The 1,079-nt window shown below is 57.6% G+C and carries 1 rRNA gene; it reads right to left on the bottom strand.

Annotated features, from left to right (window positions below):
- A 23S ribosomal RNA gene (locus LCL87_RS25515) occupies positions 1-1,079 on the bottom strand; the annotation flags it as partial.

The raw sequence follows: 1,079 nt of genomic DNA, 5'->3' as shown, positions 1-1,079 counted from the left end.
CGCCCTACACGCTTACACCAGTATTACCACTGACTGGCTCAGCTACCTTCCTGCGTCACCCCATCGCTTGGCTACTACCAGATCGGTTCACGCGCATCCACACACCGGAGAACCCGAAGGTTCGAAAGTGGCTTCAGGGCGCTTAGCATCACTGATTCACCAGGGGCGCGTTCACACGGGTACGGGAATATCAACCCGTTGTCCATCGACTACGCCTGTCGGCCTCGCCTTAGGTCCCGACTCACCCTGGGCGGATTAACCTGGCCCAGGAACCCTTGGTCATTCGGCGGACGAGTTTCTCACTCGTCTTTCGCTACTCATGCCTGCATTCTCACTCGTGCAGCCTCCACACCTGGATCACTCCGGCGCTTCCATGGCTGCACGACGCTCCCCTACCCATCCACACCACTGCACACAGCTCCGTAGAACTGCATGGGTGTTATGTGAATGCCGCGGCTTCGGCGGTGTACTTGAGCCCCGCTACATTGTCGGCGCAGGATCACTTGACCAGTGAGCTATTACGCACTCTTTCAAGGGTGGCTGCTTCTAAGCCAACCTCCTGGTTGTCTTCGCGACCCCACATCCTTTTCCACTTAGTACACGCTTAGGGGCCTTAGCCGGCGATCTGGGCTGTTTCCCTCTCGACTACGAAGCTTATCCCCCGCAGTCTCACTGCCGCGCTCTCACACTCTGGCATTCGGAGTTTGGCTGACGTCAGTAACCTTGTGGGGCCCATCGGCCATCCAGTAGCTCTACCTCCAGAGTGAAACACGCGACGCTGCACCTAAATGCATTTCGGGGAGAACCAGCTATCACGGAGTTTGATTGGCCTTTCACCCCTACCCACAGCTCATCCCCTCAGTTTTCAACCTAAGTGGGTTCGGGCCTCCACGACGTCTTACCGTCGCTTCACCCTGGCCATGGGTAGATCACTCCGCTTCGGGTCTAGAACATGCCACTAAAGGACGCCCTATTCGGACTCGCTTTCGCTACGGCTACCCCACACGGGTTAACCTCGCGACATGCCGCTAACTCGCAGGCTCATTCTTCAAAAGGCACGCCATCACCCACCCACCGAA

The sequence above is a fragment of the Prescottella equi genome, from assembly GCF_020171745.1.
GTDB classification, from domain to species: domain Bacteria; phylum Actinomycetota; class Actinomycetes; order Mycobacteriales; family Mycobacteriaceae; genus Prescottella; species Prescottella equi_A.
Note: the sequence above shows the minus strand (reverse complement) of the source record. Positions and strands in the feature narration are given on the sequence as shown.